The sequence below is a fragment of the Kutzneria kofuensis genome (genome assembly GCF_014203355.1).
Taxonomy (GTDB): domain Bacteria; phylum Actinomycetota; class Actinomycetes; order Mycobacteriales; family Pseudonocardiaceae; genus Kutzneria; species Kutzneria kofuensis.
Window position 1 is genome coordinate 4,733,009 of record NZ_JACHIR010000001.1, and the last position, 25,340, is coordinate 4,758,348.

Annotated in this window: 19 protein-coding genes; 16 read left to right on the forward strand and 3 right to left on the reverse strand. The window is 68.9% G+C overall.

Annotation, left to right across the window (positions count from 1 at the left end; translation table 11 throughout):
- Positions 1–8 precede the first annotated feature (8 nt).
- From BJ998_RS22010 to BJ998_RS22070, 13 genes are all read left to right on the forward strand, one after another.
- Positions 9–827, forward strand: coding sequence for an MlaE family ABC transporter permease (locus tag BJ998_RS22010; RefSeq protein WP_184864414.1), 819 nt, complete (start codon positions 9–11; stop codon positions 825–827).
- Entirely contained in the window at positions 824–2,146 is a 1,323-nt protein-coding gene (locus tag BJ998_RS22015; protein ID WP_184864416.1) for an MCE family protein, read from the forward strand. The genes BJ998_RS22010 and BJ998_RS22015 overlap by 4 nt, the downstream gene beginning before the upstream one ends.
- Positions 2,143–3,168 (forward strand): MCE family protein, encoded by a 1,026-nt coding sequence (locus BJ998_RS22020; protein ID WP_184864418.1) that lies wholly within the window; start codon positions 2,143–2,145, stop codon positions 3,166–3,168. The genes BJ998_RS22015 and BJ998_RS22020 overlap by 4 nt, the downstream gene beginning before the upstream one ends.
- Positions 3,165–4,148 (forward strand): MlaD family protein, encoded by a 984-nt coding sequence (locus BJ998_RS22025; RefSeq protein ID WP_184864420.1) that lies wholly within the window; start codon positions 3,165–3,167, stop codon positions 4,146–4,148. Before BJ998_RS22020 ends, BJ998_RS22025 begins: the two co-directional genes overlap by 4 nt.
- Positions 4,148–5,332 carry an MCE family protein gene (locus tag BJ998_RS22030; RefSeq protein ID WP_184868853.1) on the forward strand — a complete coding sequence of 395 codons (1,185 nt, stop codon included), beginning with the start codon at positions 4,148–4,150 and terminating at the stop codon, positions 5,330–5,332. Before BJ998_RS22025 ends, BJ998_RS22030 begins: the two co-directional genes overlap by 1 nt.
- On the forward strand, positions 5,329–6,507 hold the full coding sequence (locus BJ998_RS22035; protein WP_184864422.1) for an MCE family protein: 1,179 nt from the start codon (positions 5,329–5,331) through the stop codon (positions 6,505–6,507). The genes BJ998_RS22030 and BJ998_RS22035 overlap by 4 nt, the downstream gene beginning before the upstream one ends.
- Complete coding sequence (locus tag BJ998_RS22040) at positions 6,507–7,772, forward strand: MCE family protein (protein WP_184864423.1); 1,266 nt, start codon at positions 6,507–6,509, stop codon at positions 7,770–7,772. Before BJ998_RS22035 ends, BJ998_RS22040 begins: the two co-directional genes overlap by 1 nt.
- A gap of 39 nt (positions 7,773–7,811) precedes the next feature.
- On the forward strand, positions 7,812–8,348 hold the full coding sequence (locus BJ998_RS22045; protein ID WP_184864425.1) for an Rv1363c family protein: 537 nt from the start codon (positions 7,812–7,814) through the stop codon (positions 8,346–8,348).
- A gap of 22 nt (positions 8,349–8,370) precedes the next feature.
- Positions 8,371–9,225 (forward strand): hypothetical protein, encoded by an 855-nt coding sequence (locus BJ998_RS22050; RefSeq protein WP_184864427.1) that lies wholly within the window; start codon positions 8,371–8,373, stop codon positions 9,223–9,225.
- 134 nt (positions 9,226–9,359) lie between these two features.
- Positions 9,360–9,911 (forward strand): DUF2017 family protein, encoded by a 552-nt coding sequence (locus tag BJ998_RS22055; RefSeq protein ID WP_184864429.1) that lies wholly within the window; start codon positions 9,360–9,362, stop codon positions 9,909–9,911.
- 638 nt (positions 9,912–10,549) lie between these two features.
- The gene (locus BJ998_RS22060) at positions 10,550–11,269 is read left to right on the forward strand and encodes a hypothetical protein (RefSeq protein ID WP_184864431.1); all 720 of its coding nucleotides are present in this window, start codon (positions 10,550–10,552) and stop codon (positions 11,267–11,269) included.
- A gap of 226 nt (positions 11,270–11,495) precedes the next feature.
- Positions 11,496–14,975 (forward strand): DNA-directed RNA polymerase subunit beta, encoded by a 3,480-nt coding sequence (gene rpoB / locus BJ998_RS22065; protein WP_184864433.1) that lies wholly within the window; start codon positions 11,496–11,498, stop codon positions 14,973–14,975.
- 92 nt (positions 14,976–15,067) lie between these two features.
- Entirely contained in the window at positions 15,068–18,967 is a 3,900-nt protein-coding gene (locus BJ998_RS22070) for a DNA-directed RNA polymerase subunit beta' (protein WP_184864435.1), read from the forward strand.
- A 100-nt stretch (positions 18,968–19,067) separates the two neighbouring features.
- On the opposite strand, the gene BJ998_RS22075 is transcribed toward BJ998_RS22070, so the two are convergent.
- The 3 genes from BJ998_RS22075 to BJ998_RS22085 are packed head-to-tail and all read right to left on the reverse strand — an operon-like array spanning position 19,068 to position 21,759.
- Complete coding sequence (locus BJ998_RS22075) at positions 19,068–20,303, reverse strand: WXG100 family type VII secretion target (protein WP_184864436.1); 1,236 nt, start codon at positions 20,301–20,303, stop codon at positions 19,068–19,070.
- A complete protein-coding gene (locus BJ998_RS22080) occupies positions 20,300–21,127 on the reverse strand; it encodes a WXG100 family type VII secretion target (protein WP_184864437.1) in 828 nt (275 codons plus the stop codon). Before BJ998_RS22080 ends, BJ998_RS22075 begins: the two co-directional genes overlap by 4 nt.
- Positions 21,127–21,759 (reverse strand): YbaB/EbfC family nucleoid-associated protein, encoded by a 633-nt coding sequence (locus BJ998_RS22085; RefSeq protein WP_184864438.1) that lies wholly within the window; start codon positions 21,757–21,759, stop codon positions 21,127–21,129. Before BJ998_RS22085 ends, BJ998_RS22080 begins: the two co-directional genes overlap by 1 nt.
- A 480-nt stretch (positions 21,760–22,239) precedes the next feature.
- On the opposite strand from BJ998_RS22085, the gene rpsL reads away from it, so the two are divergent.
- The 3 genes from rpsL (at position 22,240) to fusA (ending at position 25,271) form a co-directional block, all read left to right on the forward strand.
- Positions 22,240–22,614 (forward strand): 30S ribosomal protein S12, encoded by a 375-nt coding sequence (gene rpsL, locus BJ998_RS22090; RefSeq protein WP_025361387.1) that lies wholly within the window; start codon positions 22,240–22,242, stop codon positions 22,612–22,614.
- Positions 22,614–23,084: a 30S ribosomal protein S7 gene (rpsG, locus tag BJ998_RS22095; protein ID WP_116172399.1), complete on the forward strand. Its 471-nt coding sequence runs from the start codon at positions 22,614–22,616 to the stop codon at positions 23,082–23,084. The genes rpsL and rpsG overlap by 1 nt, the downstream gene beginning before the upstream one ends.
- An 87-nt stretch (positions 23,085–23,171) precedes the next feature.
- Positions 23,172–25,271, forward strand: a complete 2,100-nt coding sequence (gene fusA, locus BJ998_RS22100; RefSeq protein ID WP_184864439.1) for an elongation factor G — start codon at positions 23,172–23,174, stop codon at positions 25,269–25,271.
- Positions 25,272–25,340 lie beyond the last annotated feature (69 nt).

Consider the following 25,340-nt stretch of genomic DNA (forward strand, 5'->3'; position numbering starts at 1 on the left):
TGGCTTCGATGCGACGTGCGGTGAACCGTCCACTCGAGACTTTGGACAACTTCGGCGACCAGTTGGCCTTCTACATCAAGGCCCTGGCCTGGACGCCGCGCACGGTCACCCGCTACTTCAAGGAACTGCTGCGGCTGCTGGCCGAGGTGAGCTTCGGCAGCGGCGCGCTGGCCGTCATCGGCGGCACCATCGGCGTCATGGTCGGCCTGTCGGTGTTCACCGGAACCGTTGTCGGCCTTCAGGGTTACGCCGCGCTGAACCAGATCGGCACCTCGGCGTTCGCCGGCTTCGTCTCCGCGTACTTCAACACCCGGGAGATCGCGCCGCTGGTGGCGGGCCTGGCGCTGTCGGCGACCGTCGGCTCCGGCTTCACCGCGCAGCTGGGCGCGATGCGCATCTCCGAGGAGATCGACGCGCTCGAGGTGATGGGCGTGCCGAGCCTGCCGTTCCTGGTCACCACGCGGATCATCGCCGGCTTCATCGCGGTCATCCCGCTGTACGTGATCGGCCTGCTGACCTCGTACGTGGCCGCGCGCACGATCACCGTTGAGGTGTACGGGCAGTCCGCCGGCACCTACGACCACTACTTCAACCTGTTCCTGCCACCGGTCGACGTGCTCTGGTCATTCGGCAAGGTGCTCGTCTTCAGCGTGGTGATCATTCTGGTGCACTGCTTCTACGGCTACCGGGCGACCGGCGGCCCGGCCGGCGTCGGCGTGGCGGTCGGCCGCGCGGTGCGGACCGCGATCGTCACCACCAGCCTGCTGGACTTCTTCCTGAGCCTGGCGATCTGGGGCACCACGACGACGGTGAGGATCGCCGGATGAGGGTCGCCAGGCGCAGGCTCATGGGCGTCGCGTTCATCGCGGTCATCGCGTTGATCGTGTGGTTCTGCATCGCCACGTATGCGGGCACTTTCACCAAATCCGTCACGGTGTTGCTGCGCACCGACCACGTCGGCAACCAGTTGCAGACCCAGTCGGACGTGAAGGTGCGCGGCCTGATCGTCGGCGAGGTCTCCTCGATCACGTCCACAGGGGACGGTGCGCAGCTCGCCCTCGCGCTGCAGCCGGACAAGGTGAACCTGATCCCGTCCAATGTGACGGCGCAGCTGCTGCCCAAGACGCTGTTCGGCGAGCGGTACGTGGATCTGGTGCTGCCCAACGATCCCTCGTCGCGGTCGATCGCGGCCGGCGACGTCATCGGGCAGGACAGGTCCAGCTCGGCCATCGAACTGGAGCGGGTGCTCGACGACCTGATGCCGGTTCTGCAGGCCGTGCAGCCGGAAAAGCTCGCGACCACGCTGACCGCCATCGACCAGGCGCTGTCCGGTCGCGGCGAGGAGCTGGGAAAGACGTTGGTGCAGCTGGATTCCTACCTGGGACAGCTGAACCCGTCGCTGCCCGACCTGGACGCCGACATCAAGAAGCTGGCGTCGCTGTCGAACACCTACACCAAGGCCGCGCCGGATCTGATCAACGCCCTGTCGGACCTCACCACGACGAGCAAGACGCTGGTCGACCAGAAGCAGAACCTGGCCAACCTGTACGCGTCGGTGACGACCGCCAGCGGTGACCTGACGAACTTCCTGTACGCCAACAAGAACAACCTGATCAACCTGGTGGCCACGGCCAAGCCGACGCTGGACGTGCTGGCCAAGTACGCGCCCGAGTACCAGTGCCTGTTCAAGCAGATGGCCGGCTTCGCGCCGCGCATCGAGCAGGCCTTCGGCAAGGGCACCAGCAACCCGGGCCTGCACATCACCCTGGAGATCACCGCCAACCGCGGCAAGTACGTGCCCAACCAGGACGAGCCGCGCTACTCCGACAAGCGCGGCCCGCGCTGCTACGACCTGGTGCCCGCGCCGAACCCGTTCCCGCAGTACCCGCCGGACGGCCCGATCAAGGACGGCTCCAAGGCGCCGACGCCGGCCCGCAGCACCAACGACGGCATCCTGCCCGCCGGCACCGCCACGTCCACCATCACCCAGTCGGCGTCGCTCGGCCTGCCCAACTCGAACCAGGAGCTGGACATGCTCTCCCTGCTGCTCGGACCGTCGATGGGCCTGGCCCCCAACGACGTGCCCGGCGCCAGCGGCCTGCTGGTCGGCCCGCTCTACCGGGACTCGGAGGTGACGCTCAAGTGAGGGGCATCGCCGGGCCGCTGACCAAGCTGATCATCTTCATGGTGATCACCGTGCTGGCCACCAGCCTGCTCGCGCTCACCATCGCCAACATCGACCTGCGCTCGGCCAGCGACTACTCGGCCCGGTTCAGCGACGTCACGTCGCTCAACGTGGGCGACGACGTGCGCATCGCGGGCGTCCGGGTCGGCTCGGTGGACGGCATCCAGGTGGTGGACCGCCGCCAGGCGCAGGTGTCGTTCTCCATCGACGGCGGGCACAAGCTGCCGGCGTCGGTGACCGCGACGATCAAGTACCGCAACCTGGTCGGCCAGCGCTACATCGCGCTGGAGCCGGGCGCCGGCGACCCGAACGCGGTGCTGCCGGCGGGCGGCACGATCCCGCTGGACCACACCAAGCCGGCGCTGGACCTGACCGTGCTGTTCAACGGCTTCAAGCCGCTGTTCCAGGCGCTGTCACCGGACGACGTGAACAAGCTGTCGTACGAGATCATCCAGGTGTTGCAGGGCGAGGGCGGCACCATCGACAGCCTGCTGGCCCACACCGCGTCGCTGACCTCGACGATCGCCGACAAGGACCAGGTGATCGGGCAGGTCATCGACAACCTGAACTCGGTGCTGGACACCGTCAACGCGCACGGCGACCAGCTGTCCACGCTGATCTCCCAGCTGCAGCAGCTGGTCACCGGCTTCGCCCAGGAGCGCAAGCCGATCGGCGACTCGATCGCCGCGCTCGGGGATCTCGCGGACAGCACCGCCGGCCTGCTACAACAGGGCCGCCAGCCACTCAAGGACGACATCGCCCAACTCGGCTCGCTGTCGAAGAACCTGGGCGACAACGACCTGCTCAACCAGTTCCTGCAGACGCTGCCCGGCAAGGTGGAGACGATCACCCGGACCGCCACCTACGGCTCCTGGTTCAACTTCTTCCTGTGCAGCGCCAGCGGGACGGTCGCGGTGCCGCCGATCATCTCCCCGGTGACGCTGCCCGTCGAGCCGGTGACCCAGGCGAGGTGCAAGGCGTGAAGCCCTTCCGTGAGCGCAATCCGATCGCCATCGGCGCGATCGGCCTGACCGTCATCGCGCTGCTGATGCTGGCCGCGTTCTTCGCCGACGACCTGCCGATCATCGGCGGCGGCACGACGTACTCCGCGGACTTCAGCGAGGCCGCCGGGCTGGTGCCGGGCAACGAGGTGCGGATCGCCGGCGTGAAGGTCGGCAAGGTCCGCTCGGTCGGCCTGGACGGCGACCACGTGAAGGTCGACTTCCGGGTGGACGACGCGTGGGTCGGCGACCAGACCACGGCCGCCATCAAGATCAAGACGTTGCTGGGCCAGAAGTACCTGTCGCTGGACCCGCAGGGCACGAAGGCGCTCGACCCCGGCACCGCCATCCCGCGCAACCACACGCTGGCCCCCTACGACGTCAACGAGGCCTTCAACGGCCTGGCCACCACCGTCGACCAGGTGGACACCAACCAGCTGGCGCAGAGCTTCACCGTGCTGTCGCAGACCTTCGCCAACACGCCGCAGGACGTGCGGACCGCGCTGGACGGTCTGTCCGCGCTGTCCAAGACGATCTCCTCGCGCGACCAGCAGCTGGCGCAGCTGCTGAACAACACCAACCAGATCACCAAGACGATCTCGGACCGGGACAAGGAGTTCCAGACCCTGCTCTCCGACGGCAACCTTTTGCTGCAGGAGCTCAGGAGCCGGGAGAACGCCATCAGCCAGCTGCTCACCGGCACCAAGAACCTGTCCGCGCAGCTGTCCGGCCTGGTCAACGACAACCAGGCCCAGCTGCAGCCGGCGTTGCAGCAACTGGACAAGGTGACCACGGTGCTGGAGCGCAACCAGGCCAACCTGTCCAAGAGCATCGCCGACCTGGCGCCGTTCTACCGGGTGTTCGCCAACACCCTGGGCAGCGGCCGCTGGTTCGACACCTACATCTGCGGGCTGCTGCCGCCGGCCATCGGTCCCATCAACCCCGAGGGGTGCTCGCCATGATGGCCACCAGAACCCGACTCGGGCTGGCGCAGGCGGTCGCCATCGTGTGCGTGCTGGCCCTCGTCGTCGCGACCGCCGTGTGGTGGCTGCTGTCCGCCACCAACCAGAACAAGATCACCGCGTACTTCTCCGCCGCGGTCGGCCTCTACCCGGGCTCCGACGTGCGGGTGCTCGGCGTGCGGGTCGGCAGCATCGACGCCGTGACGCCGCAGGGCACCACCGTCAAGGTGGACATGTCCGTGGACAAGTCGGTGTCGGTGCCGGCCAACGCGCAGGCGGTCGTGGTGTCGCCGAGCGTGGTCAGCGACCGCTACGTGCAGCTGACGCCGGTCTACACCGGCGGCGCACGGATGGCCGACAACGCGACCATTCCCCGTGAGCGCACGGCGACCCCGGTCGAGCTGGACCAGCTGTACCAGAGCCTGGACAAGCTGACGACGACGCTGGGACCCAACGGCGCCAACAAGAACGGGGCGCTGTCGGACCTGCTCGACACGGCCGCGGCCAACCTGGCCGGCAACGGGCAGAACCTCAACGACACCATCAAGCAGCTGGGGCAGGCCACGCAGACGCTGGCCGGCTCCAAGGACGACCTGTTCGGCACCGTCGACAACCTGCAGAAGTTCGTCACCACGCTGGCTCAGAGCGACCAGCAGGTGCGGACCTTCAACGACCAGCTGGCGCAGGTGTCGGGCTACCTGGCCGGCGAGCGCACGGATCTCGGCGACGCGCTCAACCAGCTGTCCACGGCGCTGGGCCAGATCCAGGGCTTCATCAAGGACAACCGGGACGAGATCAAGTCCAATGTGGACAAGCTCGCCGACGTGACCAAGGTGCTGGTCGACCAGCGAGCCGCGCTGGCCGAGACACTCGACGTCGCGCCGCTGGCCCTGGGCAACCTGCAGAACAGCTACAACGCCGCCTCGGGCACGCTGGACACCCGCGCCGACATCAACGAGCTGACCCAGCCGCCGATCGTCATGGTGTGCAACCTGGTCAAGCAGCTCACCCCGAAGAACCTGCCCCAGGCGCTCGCCGACGCGTGCGGCCAGCTGGCCCAGGTCGTCGACAAGGTGCTGCCGCTGCCGTCGGCGGCGCAGGTGATCGAGTCGCTGCAGCAGGGCAAGCTGCCGCCGTTGCCGGTGCCGCTGCTCGGCAAGTCGCTCGTCGGGGGTGAGAAATGAGGCGTCGTGTCCCCGCGTTCGCGGTGCTCGCCGTGACGGTCGCGACCGTGCTCGGCGGCTGCAGCGGCGGCGAGTTCGGCGGCGTGTACGACCTGCCGCTGCCCGGCGGCGCCGACCTCGGCGACCACCCGTACGAGGTGCACGTCGAGTTCAAGGACGTGCTCGACCTGGTGCCGCAGGCCGGCGTGAAGGTCAACGACGTGGCCGTCGGCAAGGTGGCCAAGATCGGCCTCGCGCCGGACGGCTGGACCGCCGACGTGACCGTCGAGGTCAACGGCGACGTGAAGCTGCCGGCCAACGCCTCCGCCCAGCTGCGCCAGTCCAGCCTGCTCGGCGAGAAGTACGTGGAACTGGTGGCGCCGAACAACCCGACCGGGCGGCTGGCTGGCGGCGCGACCATCCCGCTGGACCGGACCAACCGCAATCCCGAGGTGGAGGAGGTGTTCGGGGCGCTGTCGCTGCTGCTCAACGGGGGCGGCATCGGCCAGATCCAGGACATCTGCCGCGAGCTGAACAGCGCGCTGTCCGGCAACGAGCCACAGATCCGCCAGCTGCTGACCAACCTCAACACGGTGGTGTCCAACCTGGACTCCCACCGCAACGACATCACGCAGGCGCTGGACGGCCTGAACCGCCTGTCCGGCACGCTGAACAACCAGCGCAACGAGCTGGCCGGGGCGATCGACAACCTCGGGCCGGGCCTCGCCGTGCTGACCCAGCAGCGCGACCAGCTGGTGACGATGCTGAACTCGCTGAGCACGCTGTCCGGCGTCGCCGTCGACACCGTGAACAAGAGCCAGGCGGACCTGATCGCCGACCTCAAGGACCTGCAGCCCACGCTGACCCAGCTGGCCGCGACCGGGCAGAACCTGCCCAAGTCGCTGCAGCTGCTGCTGACCTTCCCGTTCCCGGACGCGACGGTCGCCGGCGTGAAGGGCGACTACACCAACCTGTACGCCGACCTGGACCTCAACCTCGGCGACGTGGTGTCCAACCTGGGCCGGTCCCGGCAGAGCCTGCTGCCCAGCATTCCCGGCCTGACCGGTGGGTCGGGCAGCGGCGTGCCGCTGCCGCTGCCCACGCTGCCGGGCGGGTCGTCGTCCGGCTCCGGCGGCAACAACACCGGCGGCCTGGGCGGGCTGCTCGGCGGTCTCCTGGGTGGGGGTGGGCACTGATGCTGACCCGCAAGGTCCGGCTGCAGATCATCGCGTTCGTGGTGATCGCCCTGGTCGGCGTGAGCTATGCCGGCTTCCGCTACGCCGGCGTCGACCGCCTCTTCGGCCCCCGCGGCTACGCCGTCAACGTGGCGCTGGCCGACTCCGGCGGCATCTTCACCGGCGCCGAGGTGACCTACCGCGGCGTCACCGTCGGCCGGGTCGGCCCGCTCAGCCTGACCAAGGACGGCGTCAGCGTCGAGCTGGACATCGACTCCAGCGACACGCAGATCCCGGCCAACTCGCAGGCGGTCGTCGCGGACCGGTCGGCGGTCGGCGAGCAGTACGTCGACCTGCGGCCCAGCACCGACAGCGGCCCGTACCTGGCGGCCGGCGCGACCATTCCGCAGGCGCGCACCCAGACCCCGCCGCCGGTGCAGGGGCTGCTGACCAACCTGGACAACCTGGCCAGCTCGGTTCCGACGCAGTCGCTGCGCACCGTCGTCGACGAGCTGGACACGGCGTTCCAGGGCACGGGCCCGAACCTGCAGACCCTGCTGGACACCACCAGCAGCTTCACCCAGGCCGCGGCGCAGAACCTGCCGCAGACCACGAGGCTGCTCTCGGACGGCAACACCGTGCTGCAGACGCAGCTCGACAAGTCGTCGGACATCCTGTCGTTCAGCCACAGCCTGGCCCAGCTCGCTGCCCAGCTGAAGAGCTCGGACGGCGACCTGCGCAAGCTCATCACCAACGCGCCGCAGGCGGCCGACCAGATCGACGGCCTGCTCCGCGACAGCGGCGTGTCGCTGGGCAACCTGACCGCCAACCTGCTGACCACCTCGCAGATCCTGCTGCCCCGCAAGGACGGCCTGGAGCAGATCCTGGTCACCTATCCCGCGGTGATCGGCGGCTCGTACACGGTCGTGCCCGGCGACGGCACGGCCCACTTCGGGCTGGCGGTGAACCTGTTCGACCCGCCGCCGTGCACCAAGGGCTACGAGGGCACGGCCCGGCGCGCCGGCGACGTGACCACCCCGGTCGCGCCGAACACGCAGGCGTACTGTGCCGAGCCGACGGGCAGCCCGATCGACGTGCGCGGGGCGCAGAACGCGCCGTACGGCGGCAAGCCGGCGGTGCCGGCGGCCGGCACGGGCGGCGGGCAGGGACAGCAGTCGCAGTCGGCGGCCCCGGGCCTCGCCCCGCTCGTCGGACTGCTGCCCGGACTGGGCAGCGCGAACCTGGGACCGGCGGGTCTGGCCCGGCTGCTCGGCCTGCCGGGCTGACCGGGCCTACCCTGACCGAGAAGTCGAACCTGGAGAGGCATGGCGAACCAGCAGGCAACCGGAGCGAACCGATGGCTGTCGGCGCTGTCCGCGGTGGCGGCGGTGCTGCTGCTCGCGGCGCTGATCTTCTGCGGCGCGTCGCTGGTGAGCTGGCTCGGCGCGTCCGGTGACGAGTCGGTGCGGTTCGCCGGCACCCGGGACGACGTGCTGCGGGTCGGCAAGCAGGAGCTGATCAACTTCTACACGCTGGACTACAAGAACCCGGACGCCTCGTTCGACCGGCTCGTGCAGTCCTCCACGGGTGACCTGGCGACCGCGATCAAGCAGGGCGAGGCCACCTGGAAGAAGCAGCTCACCGATCAGAAGACCAGCTCCACCGCGAAGATCCTGGACGCCGCGGTGACCGAGCTCGACGACCGCGCCGGCACCGCGACCGTGGTGGCCATCGTCGAGGTCGACGTGACGCCCGACAACGGCAAGCCGGCCAACCGGCTGCCCATGCAGATCCAGCTGACCAGGACGGACCAGGGCTGGAAGCTCAGCCAGGCCGGCTCCATCGTCCTGGGCTCGCAGTAGCCGGCCGCGGAAGGATCAGCAGGTGCCACCTCCCCGTCGTAACGCCAACGCCCAGCAGCCGGTCCGCCGGCCCCGGGTCGCCGGCCTGCGCCGGCCGACGGCCCGGCCGGAGGCCGCGCCGCCGCCCGCGGACGAGCGGGTGTCCGGCCGGCTGCCCGTCGACGACCAGCCGGTCGACCCGCCCGTCGACACGGAGGTCGTCGCGCCCGAGGTGATCGGCGCCGAGGAGACCGTCGAGCCGGCGGAACCCACGCGGCGCGAGTTCCCGAAGGCCTTCCCGGACGCCGAGGCCGAGCCGGCGCCCGCCGGGGAGCGCCGGCCGCTGGGCGAGCGGCTGGCCCCGGCCGGGCGCGCGCTGACCCGGCTGCGGCCGCGGACCGTGCTCGGCCCGATCGTGATGGTGCTGGTCGCCGCGGTGCTGACGGCGGCGGGCTTCTGGTTCCGCGGCGAGGCCGGCCGGGTGCTCGACGGCGGCTCGGCGGCCAACAAGGCGCTGGCCGACACCGGCGCGACCACGGACGTGATCACCCAGGTCACCCGGGACATGGAGACGGTGTCCTCGTACAAGTACACCGACCTGGCCGGCGCGCAGAAGGCCGGCCAGGCGGTGAGCACCGGCAAGTTCCTCGGCGACTACAACAAGCTGTTCGAGCAGGTGAAGTCGCAGGCGCCGGCGCAGAAGGCGGTGGTTACCGGGCAGGTGGCCAAGATCGGCGTCCGGCAGCTGCAGGGCGACGACGCGATCCTGTTGGCCTTCCTGACCCAGACGACCACCAGGGCCGACACGAACCAGTCCAACTCGGTCGGCCTCGTCTACACGGTGACCGCGCACCGCTCGGGCGGGAAATGGCTGATCAGCGACCTCACGCCGAGGTGAGCGGGCGGGGGGTGTGTTCGCAAATGCCACTAACACGGCCGGCGAGCCGCCATTACTCCTCCCTTTCACACCCGCACACTCGGTGAGCTGGTAAATATTGATCAACCGTTCGGGTGGCTGGGGAGGTCGGGTCCGTGATCAAGTGGCATCGGGATGACGGCGTCGTGGTCGGCACCCTGGAGCCCGAACGCGTGGCGTGGCTGCGCAGCAGGCTGGCGGAGTTCCACGCGCTGCTCGACTGGCGGCTGAGCCAGTACACGACGGACTACCCGCTCGGCGAGGTGCTCGGCATCGCGCTGCCCACCGAGCCGACGGACCACCCGCCGCTGCAGGCCGTGCTGCGCATGCACGTGCCGGACAGCGAGCCGGCCGAGGTCCGCCTGTGGTGGGAGCCGGAGCTGATCGGCGGGCTGCGCGCCGCGGTGGCCGACGCCTGGCGCAACCTGCCGACCGAGGGCGGTGTGGTGCGACTGGCCGACGACCCGCAGCGGCTGCGGGCCTGGACCCGGGTGCTGCTCAGCCTGCGCATCGCCTACCTCGCCACCTGGGTGCCCGAGGCGCTGTCCGCGCCGCTGCCCGAGGACGCCCCCGCCGACCAGCGCCGCCGGTACGACCGGGCCTGCTGGCTGCGCGCGGTGGTGGACACGCTCGGCGAGTTCACCGGACTGGGCGCGTCCAGGGGCTGACCGAGCGGCAGCGGCGTCCGCCGCGGCCCCGCACCGGCGGGCCTGACGAGCAGCAGCTCGCGCTCGTGCTCGGGCATGGCGCGCAGGTCGTCGAGATCGGCGAGCTTGAGCGCACTGCACCCGTTGCCGTACGCCCGCGCGAGCCCGACCAGGTACTGCAGGCTGGGCCGGCCGCGGGAGGCGGGCCAGTTCTCGCACTCGCTGACCCGCTCGGCGCTGATCGCCCGGCCGGGATTGGCCCGGTTGTACCGGTGCGCGAGCTGCACCTGCGTCCAGCCGAGCGCGTACCGCCAGGCCAGCCGGGGCCGGGCGCCGAAGCGCTGTGCCATCTCGGTGGCGATCCGCTCGACCGGGCAGCCGAGTTCGAGCATCCACGCCCGCACCTCGTCCCGCTCCGCCTTGCTCGTCATCCACGTCCCCCTTCTTGGAGAACCGCCGCGCACACACCCCCTTTCCGGATCCGAACCTAGCCCCGCACCCCGACAATTCGCCCTCCCCGCCAAGAAAACCGGCCACCGGCCCGAACTTCTGACCCGTTTCCGGGACGAATCCGCAGCTCACAGGGGTCGAAACGAGCCAAGAAAAGATTGGGGATCCACACGGGGTCGATCAACGGCTTCCAGCGCCAGGCTTGACCCATGACCGACATCTCGCCCACGAAGACCATCGCGGTGCTCGGCGTGCGCCCCACCGACCGCACCGCGGCACTGCACATCCTGGCGGCCCGGCTCGCGGCCGCGGGCCTGCGCCCGGTCCCGGTGCCGGACGACCCGGTGCTCGCCGACCCGGGTGCCGGCGCCGCCACGGCCGGCAGGAGCCCGACCGTGGCCCAGCTCCGCCGGGCGGACTGGGTGACCGCGTTCGACACCGTGCTGGCCGCGTGCGACCGCGAGCGCAACGCCCGCACGCGGGTGGCGGCGGGCGTGCTGCTGGTCAGCGGAGCCGCCCTGCGCGCGCTGGCGCGCTACCGGGTCGGCCTGGCGCTGCGCGGCGAGGACTACGACGCGTCGATCCGCGGCTGGCTGGAGGGCCCGGCGGCGGGCGCGGCAGCCGGCTACGACGCGGTGCTGCGCGTGCGGCCGGCCGCGCCGGTCGGGCCGGGGGAGCGGCTGCTCGACCGGGCGCTGGCGGAGGTGCTCGAACGGCTCGCGATACCCCCGGGCACGATCTTTACCACCACCTTCGGAAGTGACGTTCGCCACACTGTTTCGGCGGTGGTGGCGCTGGCGACTCGCCAGGGTGTGCCAACCTCTTTCGAGTGTGATCATCCGTCCGCCCGGCCGTCGCCGCTGGTCAGCGCCGTCCAAGCGGGTGGAATTGATGTCCGCCACTGGAGTGATCGGCCGGTGACACCTTGACTGTCGGCCTGGTCGGGGTCACTCTGTCGGTGAGCACCGCCGTGGGCCTTCCAGGGACCCCTCGACAGTCGCCGTTCTCCGGGCTAGACTGCCCCTTTGCGCTGCCCTCTGTCCGCATGCCCTTCGCCGAGAGCACGGGATTTGGGGAGCCACGCACCCCTGACAGACGCGTTAGTCCCTGCTGACGCGGCTGCCGCCAGTACATCAGTCCCTGGAAGGACGCATCTTGGCAGTCTCCCGCGCGACCAAGGCCACTGCTGCGACCAACTCCACCGGAATTCCCGGAGCACCCCGACGCGTCTCGTTCGCGAAGATCCGCGAGCCGCTGGCCGCTCCCAACCTCCTCGAAATGCAGAACCACTCCTTCGAGTGGCTCACCGGAAACGAGGCGTGGTTCCAGCGCCGGGTGGACGCTGGTGACGAGGCCCCGACCGGCGGCCTCGAAGAGGTCCTGAACGAGATCTCCCCGATCGAGGACTTCTCCGGTTCGATGTCGCTGTCCTTCTCCGACCCGCGCTTCGACGAGGTCAAGGCCTCCGTCGAGGACTGCAAGGACAAGGACATGACGTACGCGGCCCCGCTGTTCGTCACCGCGGAGTTCACCAACCACACCACCGGCGAGATCAAGAGCCAGACGGTGTTCATGGGCGACTTCCCGATGATGACCGACCTGGGCACGTTCATCATCAACGGCACCGAGCGGGTCGTGGTCTCCCAGCTCGTGCGCTCCCCCGGTGTGTACTACGACACCGCGATCGACAAGACGACCGACAAGGACGTCTTCAACGTCAAGATCATCCCGAGCCGGGGCGCCTGGCTGGAGTTCGACGTCGACAAGCGCGACACCGTCGGCGTGCGCATCGACCGCAAGCGCCGCCAGCCGGTCACCGTGCTGCTGAAGGCGCTGGGCTGGACCACGGAGCAGATCCGCGAGCGGTTCTCGTTCAGCGAGACGCTGCTGGCCACCCTCGAGAAGGACCACACCGCCGGTCCCGACGAGGCGCTGCTGGACATCTACCGCAAGCTGCGTCCGGGCGAGCCGCCGACCAAGGAGAGCGCGCAGGCGCTGCTGGAGAACCTGTTCTTCAAGGAGAAGCGCTACGACCTGGCCAAGGTCGGCCGGTACAAGGTCAACAAGAAGCTGGGCCTGAACTACCCGGTGTCCACCGGCGTGCTGACCGAGGACGACATCGTCACCACGATCGAGTACCTGGTCCGGCTGCACGCGGGCGAGACCTCGATGACGGTCAACGGCCAGGAGATCCCGGTCGAGGTCGACGACATCGACCACTTCGGCAACCGCCGCGTGCGCACCGTCGGCGAGCTGATCCAGAACCAGATCCGGGTCGGCCTGTCCAGGATGGAGCGAGTCGTCCGGGAGCGGATGACCACCCAGGACGTCGAGGCGATCACGCCGCAGACCCTGATCAACATCCGGCCCGTCGTGGCCGCGATCAAGGAGTTCTTCGGCACCTCCCAGCTGTCGCAGTTCATGCAGCAGACCAACCCGCTGGACGGCCTGACCCACAAGCGCCGCCTGTCGGCGCTCGGCCCGGGCGGTATCTCGCGTGAGCGCGCCAGCATGGACGTCCGCGACGTGCACCCCTCGCACTACGGCCGGATGTGCCCGATCGAGACGCCGGAAGGCCCGAACATCGGCCTGATCGGCTCGCTGTGCTCGTTCGCGCGGGTCAACCCGTTCGGCTTCATCGAGTCCCCGTACCGCAAGGTCGTCGACGGCCGGGTCACCGACCAGATCGACTACCTGACCGCGGACGAGGAGGACCGCTTCGTCAAGGCGCAGGCCAACACGCCGATCGACGACGACGGCAACTTCCTCGAGGACCGGGTCATGGTCCGCCGGAAGGGCGGCGAGACCGACCTCGCCGACGTGGCCGACGTGGACTACATGGACGTCTCGCCGCGCCAGATGGTCTCCGTCGCGACCGCGATGGTGCCCTTCCTGGAGCACGACGACGCCAACCGCGCGCTGATGGGCGCCAACATGCAGCGCCAGGCCGTTCCGCTGCTGCGCAGCGAGGCGCCGCTGGTCGGCACCGGCATGGAGCTGCGGGCCGCGGTCGACGCCGGCGACGTGGTGGTCGCCCGCAAGTCCGGCGTGGTCGAGGAGCTCTCGGCCGACTTCGTCACGGTGATGGCCGACGACGGCAGCCGGCAGACCTACGCGATGCACAAGTTCCGCCGCTCCAACCAGGGCACCTGCATCAACCAGAAGCCCATCGTCAACGAGGGCGACCGGGTGGAGCAGGGCCAGGTCATCGCGGACGCTCCGTGCACCGAGAACGGCGAGATGGCGCTGGGCAAGAACCTGCTCGTCGCGATCATGCCGTGGGAGGGGCACAACTACGAGGACGCGATCATCGTGAGCCAGCGTCTGGTTCAGGATGACGTGCTCACCTCGATCCACATCGAAGAGCACGAGATCGACGCCCGCGACACCAAGCTCGGCGCCGAGGAGATCACCCGGGACATCCCGAACGTCTCCGAGGAGGTCCTGGCCGACCTCGACGAGCGCGGCATCATCCGGATCGGCGCCGAGGTCCGCGACGGCGACATCCTCGTCGGCAAGGTCACGCCCAAGGGCGAGACCGAGCTGACCCCGGAGGAGCGGCTGCTGCGCGCCATCTTCGGTGAGAAGGCCCGCGAGGTCCGCGACACCTCGCTGAAGGTGCCGCACGGCGAGACCGGCAAGGTCATCGGCATCCGCGTGTTCAGCCGCGAGGACGACGACGAGCTGCCCCCGGGCGTGAACGAGCTGGTCCGCGTCTACGTCGCCCAGAAGCGCCGCATCCAGGACGGTGACAAGCTCGCCGGCCGCCACGGCAACAAGGGCGTCATCGGCAAGATCCTGCCGGTCGAGGACATGCCGTTCCTGCCGGACGGCACGCCGGTGGACATCGTGCTCAACACCCACGGTGTGCCCCGTCGTATGAACATCGGCCAGGTGCTGGAGACCCACCTCGGGTGGATCGCCAAGCAGGGCTGGAGCATCGAGGGCGACCCGGAATGGGCCGCGAAGCTGCCGGAGGACCTCTACGACGTGGAGCCGAACACGAACACGGCGACGCCGGTGTTCGACGGCGCCAAGGTCGAGGAGATCGTCGGCCTGCTCGGCTCGACCCGTCCCAACCGGGACGGCGAGCGCATGGTCGGCCAGGACGGCAAGGCCACCCTGTTCGACGGGCGCAGCGGCGAGCCGTACCCGTTCCCGGTGTCGGTCGGCTACATGTACATCCTGAAGCTGCTGCACCTGGTCGACGACAAGATCCACGCCCGGTCCACCGGTCCGTACTCGATGATCACGCAGCAGCCGCTGGGTGGTAAGGCGCAGTTCGGTGGCCAGCGCTTCGGTGAGATGGAGTGCTGGGCCATGCAGGCCTACGGCGCCGCCTACACCCTGCAGGAACTGCTCACCATCAAGTCGGACGACAAGCTCGGCCGCGTGAAGGTGTACGAGGCCATCGTCAAGGGCCAGAACGTCCCCGAGCCCGGGGTGCCGGAGTCGTTCAAGGTGCTGCTCAAGGAGCTGCAGTCCCTCTGCCTCAACGTGGAGGTGCTCTCCAGCGACGGTGCCGCGATCGAGATGCGTGACGGCGACGACGAGGACCTGGAGAGGGCTGCCGCCAACCTCGGCATCAACCTGTCCCGGAACGAGTCGCCGTCCGTCGACGACGTCGTGAACTGACCTCGCCGCGCTGACTCCGGTGTTCCCCGAAACGCCGGGGTCAGCGTCCCGACCCCCAGGCAGCAATCAACCCGAAGGGGAGAAGAGCCGACGTGCTCGACGTCAACTTCTTCGATGAGCTCCGCATCGGCCTTGCCACCGCCGACGACATCCGCCAGTGGTCCTACGGCGAGGTCAAGAAGCCCGAGACCATCAACTACCGCACCCTCAAGCCCGAGAAGGACGGACTCTTCTGCGAGAAGATCTTCGGTCCGACCCGGGACTGGGAGTGCTACTGCGGCAAGTACAAGCGCGTCCGCTTCAAGGGCATCATCTGTGAGCGCTGCGGCGTCGAGGTGACTCGCGCCGAGGTGCGCCGGGAGCGGATGGGCCACATCGAGCTGGCCGCCCCGGTCACTCACATCTGGTACTTCAAGGGCGTCCCCAGCCGGTTGGGCTACCTGCTCGACCTGGCGCCGAAGGACCTCGAGAAGATCATCTACTTCGCCGCGTACGTGATCACCTCGGTCAACGCCGAGCTGCGTCACAACGACCTGCCCACGCTCGAGAGCGAGATGCAGGTCGAGCGCAAGCGCGTGGAGAACCGTCGCGACGCCGACGTGGAGGCGCGGGCCCAGAAGCTCGAGGCCGACCTGGCCGAGCTCGAGGCCGAGGGCGCCAAGAGCGACGTGCGCCGCAAGGTCAAGGAGGGCGGCGAGCGGGAGATGCGCCAGCTCCGCGACCGGGCCCAGCGTGAGCTGGACCGGCTCGACGAGATCTGGAGCACCTTCACCAAGCTCGACACCAAGCAGCTGATCGCCGACGAGCTGCTCTACCGCGAGCTGGTCGACCGCTACGGCGACTACTTCACCGGCTCGATGGGCGCGGAGTCGATCCAGCAGCTGGCCAAGGACTTCGACGTCGACGCCGAGGCCGAGAACCTGCGGGACACCATCCGCACCGGCAAGGGCCAGAAGAAGCTGCGCGCGCTCAAGCGGCTCAAGGTCGTCGCGGCGTTCCAGCAGACCCGCAACTCGCCCATGGGCATGGTGCTGGACTGCATCCCGGTCATCCCGCCGGACCTGCGCCCGATGGTTCAGCTCGACGGTGGCCGGTTCGCCACCTCCGACCTGAACGACCTGTACCGCCGCGTGATCAACCGCAACAACCGGTTGAAGCGACTGATCGACCTCGGCGCGCCCGAGATCATCGTCAACAACGAGAAGCGGATGCTACAGGAGGCCGTCGACGCGCTGTTCGACAACGGCCGCCGCGGCCGGCCGGTCACCGGCCCGGGCAACCGCCCGCTCAAGTCGCTGTCCGACCTGCTCAAGGGCAAGCAGGGCCGGTTCCGCCAGAACCTGCTCGGCAAGCGCGTCGACTACTCCGGCCGTTCGGTCATCGTGGTCGGCCCGCAGCTGAAGCTGCACCAGTGCGGCCTGCCCAAGGCGATGGCGCTCGAGCTGTTCAAGCCGTTCGTGATGAAGCGGCTGGTGGACCTCAACCACGCGCAGAACATCAAGTCGGCCAAGCGCATGGTGGAGCGGGCCCGCCCGGCCGTGTGGGACGTGCTGGAAGAGGTCATCACCGAGCACCCGGTGATGCTCAACCGTGCTCCCACGCTGCACCGGCTGGGCATCCAGGCCTTCGAGCCGCAGCTGGTCGAGGGCAAGGCCATCCAGCTGCACCCGCTGGTCTGTGAGGCGTTCAACGCCGACTTCGACGGCGACCAGATGGCGGTCCACCTGCCGCTGTCGGCCGAGGCGCAGGCCGAGGCCCGGATCCTGATGCTGTCCAGCAACAACATCCTGTCGCCCGCCTCCGGGCGGCCGCTGGCGATGCCGCGTCTGGACATGGTCACGGGTCTGTTCCACCTGACCCGGATCAAGCCGGAGGCCGAGGGCGCCGGCCGGGCGTTCTCCTCGGTCGCCGAGGCGATCATGGCGTTCGACCGCAAGGTCATCGGCCTGCAGGCGCCGATCAAGGTGCGGCTGACCGACCAGGTGCCCACCCGCGGCCAGGAGCCCGAGGACTGGGAGCCCGGCCAGCCGTGGCTGGCCGAGACCACCCTCGGTCGGGTGCTGTTCAACGAGCTGCTGCCGGCGGACTACCCGTTCATCAACGAGGAGATGCCGAAGAAGCGGCAGAGTGAGATCGTCAACGACCTCGCCGAGCGGTACCCGATGGTGACCGTGGCGCGGACGCTGGACAAGCTCAAGGACGCCGGCTTCTACTGGGCCACCCGCTCGGGTGTCACGGTCGCCATCTCCGACGTGCTCGTGCCCGAGGAGAAGAAGGCCATCCTCAACGAGTACGAGGGCAAGGCCGAGGCCGTCGAGAAGCGCTACCAGCGCGGTCAGCTCTCGCACGCCGAGCGCAACAACGAGCTGGTCAAGGTGTGGCAGTCCGCCACCGACGAGGTCGCCAAGCTGATGGAGACCGCGTTCCCCGAGGACAACTCCATCCGGGTCATCGTCAAGTCCGGCGCGGCCGGCAACATGACGCAGGTCCGGTCGCTGGCCGGCATGCGTGGCCTGGTGACCAGCCCGAAGGGTGAGTACATCCCGCGCCCGATCAAGAACTCGTTCCGCGAGGGCCTGTCGGTTCTGGAGTACTTCATCGCCACGCACGGCGCCCGCAAGGGTCTGGCCGACACCGCGCTGAAGACCGCCGACTCGGGTTACCTGACCCGTCGTCTGGTGGACGTCTCGCAGGACGTGATCATCCGTGAGGTCGACTGCGGCACCAACCGCGGCGTCACGATGACCGTCGGCGAGAAGGTCGGCGACAAGGTCGTGCTGCACGAGTACGCGCGCACCAGCGTGTACGCGCGCTCGCTGGCCGAGGACATCACCGACTCGGACGGCAACGTGGTGCTCAACCGCGGCGCCGACCTGGGTGACCCCGCCCTGGACACGCTGATCCGGGTGGGCACCATCCGGGTCAAGGTCCGCAGCGTGCTGACCTGTGAGTCGGCCGTCGGTGTCTGCGCCAGCTGCTACGGCCGCTCGATGGCCACCGGCAAGCTGGTGGACGTCGGCGAGGCGGTGGGCATCGTGGCCGCCCAGTCGATCGGTGAGCCCGGCACCCAGCTGACCATGCGTACCTTCCACCAGGGTGGTGCGACCGGCGCGGACGACATCACCCAGGGTCTGCCGCGTGTCCAGGAGCTCTTCGAGGCCCGCGTGCCCAAGGGCAAGGCGCCGATCGCCGACGTCGACGGCCGCGTGCGGATCGAGGACGGTGACCGGTTCTGGAAGATCACCCTGGTGCCGGACGACGGCAGCGAGGAGATCATCTTCGACAAGCTGTCCAAGCGTCAGCGCCTGGCGATCACCCCGGACGGCCCGCTGCAGGACGGCGACCACGTGTCCGTCGGCCAGCAGCTGCTGGAGGGCACCCCGGACCCGCACGAGGTGCTGCGCGTGATGGGTCCCCGCGAGGCCCAGCTGCACCTGGTCAACGAGGTGCAGAAGGTGTACCGGTCGCAGGGTGTGTCCATCCACGACAAGCACATCGAGGTGATCGTGCGGCAGATGCTCCGCCGCGTGATCATCATCGACTCGGGCGCCACGGAGTTCCTGCCGGGCGCGCCGATCGAGCGCAGCGAGTTCGAGCAGTCGAACCGCCGCGTCGTGGCCGAGGGCGGCGAGCCGGCCTCGGGTCGTCCGGTGCTGATGGGTATCACCAAGGCCTCGCTGGCGACGGAGTCGTGGCTCTCGGCGGCCTCCTTCCAGGAGACCACCCGCGTGCTCACCGACGCCGCCATCAACGGCAAGAGCGACAAGCTCATCGGCCTGAAGGAGAACGTCATCATCGGTAAGTTGATCCCGGCCGGCACGGGCATCAACCGCTACCGCAACATCCAGGTGCAGCCGACGGAGGAGGCGCGGGCCGCGGCCTACGCGATCCCGTCGTACGACGACGGCTACTACACGCCGGACGTCTTCGGCACCGGCACGGGTGCGGCGGTTCCGCTGGACGACTACGACTTCGGTCGCGACTACCGGTGAGGTAGCGAGCTGAAAACGAAGGGCCGGGATGCTTCCGCATCCCGGCCCTTCGTCTTGCGTTGCCGGAGATGGCGGGCGAACCGCCCGGCGCGGCGAAGGCTCAGCGCTCCGCGGCCTCGCGTTCGTAGTTGGACCTGCCGCTGCCGACCGTCAGCTCGTCGTCGATCTCCTCGGCGGACTGCTCGGGCTCGGGGAGGTTGTCCATGGTCTCCTTGGCCCTGCCGTAGATCTCCTTGGCCCCGTCCTTGATCTCACCCTTCCAGTCGAAGCCCTCGTCCTCCTTCTCCCCGGAGGAACCGGCCTCGGCGGCCTTCTCGCCGCTGCCGAAGACGCTCTTGGCGGTGCCGGTGATGTGGTCCCAGTCCTCGCCGAGCTGCTTGACGTCGCCGGTGAGGCCCTTGCCGTCGCGGGCGATGACGTGTTCGCCGATGCGGCCGACGGTGGTGCCGGCCTCGTTCACCCGGGAGCCGACCTTGCCGACGTTGGCCCCGACCTCGATCACCTTGTCGCCGGCCTTGCCGACTCCCTTGCCGACGAGCTTGCCCAGCGTGCCGGCGCCCTTCTCCATCTCCTCGCTGACCTTGGCCAGCCGGCCACCGACCTTCTGGATGCTCGCGGCGAACTTCTTCAGCAGCTCCGCGATCTTGCGGATCATGTCCATGATCTTCTTGATCAGGTTGCCGACCTTCTCGATCAGCTTGCCGACCTTGGACACCTCGGCGCCGGCCTTGCCCACGGCGACGCCGGCCTCGGTGACGGTGGCCGCCGTCGCCGCCGCGTCGGACAGGCCGAAGGTGAAGATCGTGCCGGCCAGCCCGACCGCCCACGTGATCAGCATCTGCTCCACGAAGTCGGCCAGGATGCCGATGATGATGTCCTTGGCCGCCTGCATCATCGACGCGCTGGCCTTGAGCAGCTGCACGATGTAGCCGGCCAGCGTCGCGGTGCCGTGGATGCCGTCCAGGAACGTGGCCATCTCCTGGTGGGCGACGTCCGAGGCGTCGCCCTTCCAGTTGGCGAAGCCGGCGGTCAGCTCGTCGTGCAGCTGCTGGCCCAGCTGGTCGATGTCGGCCGAGAGCTGCGAGTAGGTCTCGGCGGCCGCGTTCAGCGCGTCCGGGCTGCCGGTGACCAGCTCCAGTGCCTCCTTGACCGGCTCGATGTAGTCGATGACAAAGCCGAGGCCCTTGCTGATCAGCGTGTTCAGCGGGTCGATGCCGCCGGAGTCGTCGGCCTCGGCCGCGTACTGCTCGATCTCGGTGACGGTGGCGTGCACGTCGGCGCCGGCGCCGTAGATCTCGTCGAGCACGTCGGTGTGGCCTACGGGCAGCGAGGTCATGCCTGCTCCTTGGGGGTGCTCGGGAGCAGCGTGCCGCTCATGTGCTCGTACGAGGGATCCTTCAGCGCCACCTTCGCGTGGCCGGCGTTGTCGGTCCGGGCATGCACGTCGACGTGCTCGGTCAGCCCGTCGGCCTGCTGGATGTCGCCCTTGACCTCGACGTCCTCCCGGGCCTCGCCGGTCACCTCGACGGTGACGGGGCCGCCGCCCTCGACCTCGACGGTGATCTTGCCGTGCATGGTCTGGTGGCCGTCCTGGCCGGGGTCCGGCACCATGCCCGGGTCCGGCGGCGTGGCCGGCGCCGGGATCTTCGGCCGGCCGACGGGCGGCGTCGGCGGTGGTCCGCCGACGGGTCCGCCGCCCCCGCCGACGGGTCCGCCACCGTGCCAGCCGCCGCCCGCGCCGCCGTACTGGTCGGTGTTGGTGTTGCGGGGCCCGCCACCGTCGACCGAACTGCCCTCGCGCGGGCCGCCGGACCGGCCGGGATCGGCCCTTCCGGGATCCCTGCCCTCGTCGCCGCCGGCCTGCTCGATCTCCTTCTTGTGGTACTCGTCGATCTCCCGGTACAGATCCGCGGTGTTGGAAATGCGCTGCCCGGCGTTGTCCAGCCCGCTGGTCATGTTCGACAGGTGATCGGTGAGCTGGTTCTGCAATTCCACGTACTTGCCGTGCGTCGTCAATTCACCGAGCAGTCCCCATGAACGGGACGGAACCTGGGCGGCGGTGGCGCGCCCGTGCAGCGACTCGGCCTGGCTCGCCATCGACGACACGCGCTTGCCGCATTGCGCCAGTTCCTCGGTGACGACGGTGAATCCCTCGGCCATCAGAACGACTCCTCCGAGCCGAAGCGGAACTCCTCGTCGTCATCCGACCGCCGCGCCGGCGCGGCCGGCGGGGTCGAAGGCCGGTCGTCGTCATCGGTCATGATGCCCTCGGGCATCGAGTCGTCGACGTACTCGTCGGGCGCCGGCTGCGCGTGCTGGGTTCCGGTGTGCTGCGCCTGCGGTGGCGGCGCGTACTGCTGAACCGGGGGCTGGACCTGGGGTTCGGGCTGCCGCGGGGCCTCGTGCCAACCGTCGGCCTGCGGCTCCGGCGGGTTGGCCAGCTCCTCCTGCACCTTGTTCACCCTGGCCGCGATGTCGGTGCGGTCGCCCGCGTAGCGCTGCACGATCTCGGCCTGCCGGCGGGCCGACTTGGCCACAGCCTGCTGGAACGTCGTCGTGACCAGCCGGGACAGCGCCGGCGCCGACATGCTCATCGCGGACGGGCTGATGGTGATCGACCGGACCGCGCCCGAGGGCCCGGCGACCACGGTGACGCCGCCGTCCCGCGACGTCTCCGTCGTTTCGATCGCGACGATCTCCTGCTGCATCAGCTCGAACCGGCCGGCGTCCTTTTCCGCCTGCGCCACATTGCGCCGAAACGCGTCGATGCGCGCGGCGGTGTCCTGATTCATCCCCAGTTCTCCCCGTGTCGGTGTACCGGGTTAAACACATACCGCATCGCCGTGGTCACCGTCCGCGTATCGCCCCCGCGCGGTCTCGAACACGCGGTCGACTATGCTTGTCGACACGAATGCCGAGGGCCTTGCCGATCTTCCTTCTTGATCTTCCGGCAGTGCGACACGCCACGCGCGACACGCGTGTCCGGTGCGTACCCGACCCCCGTTTTGACCCTCGGGCCGCGGGGAAGGTATCTTTGTTATCCGTGCCCGACCCATGTCGGGCCGCTCCGCGTGCCTGTGGATGGCAGTCTCTGGCTGCGTCGACCTCAGGGCGACGGAAGTCCTCCGGAAACCGTTGGGACAGCTAGTTGGTCTCTCGCGGGTCCCGTGAGCGGGCGACACGCCCGACCTCGGGGGACGGAGGGGCCAAGTACACAGAGTCCACGGTGCCCGCAAGGACACCAAGACGCGAACGGAAGAAGCAGCCGGTCTATGCCCACGATCCAGCAGCTGGTCCGCAAGGGCCGCCAGGACAAGGTCGCGAAGACCAAGACCGCGGCTCTCAAGGGGAGCCCGCAGCGGCGCGGCGTGTGCACCCGCGTCTACACCACTACGCCCAAGAAGCCGAACTCGGCGCTGCGCAAGGTCGCCCGCGTGAAGCTGACCAGCGGGATCGAGGTCACGGCCTACATCCCGGGTGAGGGCCACAACCTGCAGGAGCACTCGATGGTGCTCGTTCGTGGCGGCCGTGTGAAGGACCTTCCGGGTGTCCGCTACAAGATCATCCGTGGCTCGCTGGACACGCAGGGTGTGAAGAACCGCAAGCAGGCGCGCAGCCGCTACGGCGCGAAGAAGGAGAAGAGCTGATGCCCCGCAAGGGCCCGGCCCCGAAGCGGCCGCTGATCTCTGACCCGGTCTACAGCTCCCCGCTGGTGACCCAGCTCATCAACAAGGTGCTCGTGGACGGCAAGCGCTCGGTCGCCGAGCGCATCGTCTACCAGGCCCTGGAGGGCGCCCGCGAGAAGACCGGCACCGACCCGGTCGTCACGCTCAAGCGCGCGCTGGACAACGTGAAGCCGGCCATCGAGGTGAAGAGCCGCCGTGTCGGTGGCGCCACCTACCAGGTGCCGATCGAGGTCAAGCCCGGCCGCTCCACCACGCTGGCGCTGCGCTGGCTGATCACCTTCTCCCGCCAGCGGCGCGAGAAGACCATGGTCGAGCGTCTGATGAACGAGCTGCTGGACGCCAGCAACGGTCTCGGTGCCAGCGTCAAGCGCCGTGAGGACACCCACAAGATGGCCGAGTCCAACAAGGCCTTCGCGCACTACCGCTGGTGATTCGGGCGCGGCCGGCCATCGGGCCGGCCGCAACGGATCGGCGCCACCCGCACCGACCACAGCCGCACGAAAGCAAGGAAGACACCCGTGGCACAGGAAGTGCTCACTGACCTGGCCAAGGTCCGCAACATCGGGATCATGGCCCACATCGACGCGGGAAAGACCACCACCACCGAGCGGATCCTGTTCTACACCGGGATCAACTACAAGATCGGTGAGGTCCACGACGGCGCGGCGACGATGGACTGGATGGAGGAGGAGCAGAAGCGCGGCATCACCATCACGTCCGCCGCGACCACCTGCTTCTGGAACGACCACCAGATCAACATCATCGACACGCCGGGGCACGTCGACTTCACCGTCGAGGTCGAGCGCTCGCTGCGGGTCCTGGACGGCGCCGTCGCCGTCTTCGACGGCAAGGAGGGCGTCGAGCCCCAGTCCGAGCAGGTCTGGCGGCAGGCGACCAAGTACGACGTCCCGCGTATCTGCTTCGTCAACAAGATGGACAAGCTCGGCGCGGACTTCTACTTCACCGTGCGCACCATCGAGGAGCGCCTGGGCGCCAAGCCGCTGCCCATCCAGCTGCCGATCGGCTCCGAGAACGACTTCGTCGGTGTCGTCGACCTGGTGCAGATGCGCGCGCTGACCTGGCACGGCGAGGTCCAGAAGGGTGAGGACTACACGGTCGAGGAGATCCCGGCCGACCTCGCCGACAAGGCCGCCGAGTACCGCGAGAAGCTGATCGAGGCCGTCGCCGAGACCGACGACGACCTGATGGAGCGCTACCTGGGTGGCGAGGAGCTGACGGTCGAGGAGATCAAGCGGGGCATCCGCAAGATCGTGACCGACCGCCTGGCCTACCCGGTGCTGTGCGGCTCCGCGTTCAAGAACAAGGGCGTGCAGCCCATGCTCGACGCGGTCGTGGACTACCTGCCGTCGCCGCTGGACGTGCCGCCGGTGGAGGGCACGCTGCAGGACGGGGAGACCCCGGCCTCGCGCAAGCCGTCCGCGGACGAGCCGTTCTCGGCGCTCGCGTTCAAGATCGCCGCCCACCCGTTCTTCGGCAAGCTGACCTACATCCGGGTGTACTCGGGCAAGGTCGCCGCGGGGTCCCAGGTCATCAACTCGACCAAGGACCGCAAGGAGCGCATCGGCAAGCTGTTCCAGATGCACTCCAACAAGGAGAACCCGGTCGACGAGGCGCGCGCGGGCCACATCTACGCCGCCATCGGTCTGAAGGACACCACGACCGGTGACACCCTGTGCGACCCGCAGCAGCCGATCGTGCTGGAGTCGATGACCTTCCCGGACCCGGTCATCTCGGTGGCGATCGAGCCGAAGACGAAGGCCGACCAGGAGAAGCTGGGCACCGCGATCCAGAAGCTGGCCGAGGAGGACCCCACCTTCCAGGTCAAGCTGGACGAGGAGACCGGTCAGACGATCATCTCCGGCATGGGCGAGCTCCACCTCGAGGTGCTCGTCAACCGGATGAAGTCCGACTACAAGGTCGAGGCCAACATCGGCAAGCCGCAGGTGGCCTACCGGGAGACGATCCGCCGGGCGGTGGAGAAGTACTCCTACACGCACAAGAAGCAGACCGGTGGCTCCGGCCAGTTCGCCAAGGTCATCATCGACGTCGAGCCGCTGCAGACCACCGACGGTGCGCTGTACGAGTTCGAGAACAAGGTCGTCGGCGGTCGCGTGCCGCGGGAGTACATCCCGTCGGTCGACGCCGGCGCCCAGGACGCGATGCAGTACGGCGTGCTGGCGGGCTACCCGCTGGTCGGCATCAAGGTGACGCTGCAGGACGGCGCCTACCACGAGGTCGACTCGTCCGAGATGGCATTCAAGATCGCCGGTTCGATGGCGCTCAAGGAAGCCGCTCGCAAGGCGGACCCGGTTCTGCTCGAGCCGATGATGGCGGTCGAGGTGACCACGCCCGAGGACTACATGGGCGACGTCATCGGCGACTTGAACTCCCGCCGTGGCCAGATTCAGGCGATGGAGGAGCGCAGCGGTGCCCGTGTCGTGAAGGCGCTGGTTCCGCTGTCGGAGATGTTCGGGTATGTCGGCGACCTGCGGTCCAAGACCCAGGGTCGGGCGAACTACACGATGCTGTTCGACTCCTACGCCGAGGTTCCCACGAACGTGGCGAAGGAAATCATCGCGAAGGCGACCGGGGAGTAAGCAGCCCCACCGCTTTCAGCGGCTCCCGCGGGGGATCTCCCCGCGGGACGCCGTACATCCGACCCTGAC